The sequence below is a fragment of the Nocardioides segetis genome, from assembly GCF_051390595.1.
In the GTDB taxonomy this organism is placed as follows: Bacteria; Actinomycetota; Actinomycetes; order Propionibacteriales; family Nocardioidaceae; genus Nocardioides.
Genome location: NZ_JBNINR010000044.1, coordinates 1 through 676 on the forward strand (window position 1 = coordinate 1; position 676 = coordinate 676).

General features: G+C 65.8%; 1 protein-coding gene. It reads left to right on the forward strand.

Annotated features, from left to right (window positions below; translation table 11 throughout):
- The coding region (locus tag ACPZVR_RS25430) for an IS3 family transposase (protein WP_436702487.1) at positions 1–676 on the forward strand (676 nt) is incomplete at both ends.

Sequence of the window (676 nt, forward strand, 5' to 3'; positions counted from 1 at the left end):
GGACGACCCCGAGTTCGGCTACCGGTTCCTCCTCGACGAAGCGAAGGAGGCCGGCCAGGACATGGCTGCACGGACCGCTTGGCGGATTTGCTCAGACCTGGGCTGGTGGTCAGCATTCGGCAAGCCCAAGCGGGGCAAGGCGAGGAAGCCGGGCCCGCCGGTCCACGACGACCTATGTGCGGTCACCGACAAGCACGGCGTAGTCCGTCACGTCTTCGCTGCCGACGCCCCGAACGAGTTGTGGCTCAGCGACATCACCGAGCACCGGACCGCTGAAGGCAAGCTCTACATGTGCGCGATCAAGGACGTCTACTCCAACCGGATCGTCGGCTACTCGATCGACTCGCGGATGAAGTCACGGCTCGCGGTCGCGGCGCTCAACAACGCCGTCGCCAGGCGCGGCGACGTGGCCGGGTGCATCGTCCACACCGACAGAGGGTCGCAATTTCGAAGCCGGAAATTCGTCCATGCACTCAACCACCACGGCATGGTCGGATCGATGGGCCGCGTCGGTGCCGCGGGCGACAACGCGGCCATGGAGAGCTTCTTTGCGCTGCTCCAAAAGAACGTCCTCGGCCGGCGCTCCTGGGACACCCGTGACGAGTTGCGGATCGCGATCGTGACTTGGATCGAGAGGACCTACCACCGCCGCCGCAGGCAGGCCGGACTCGGACGA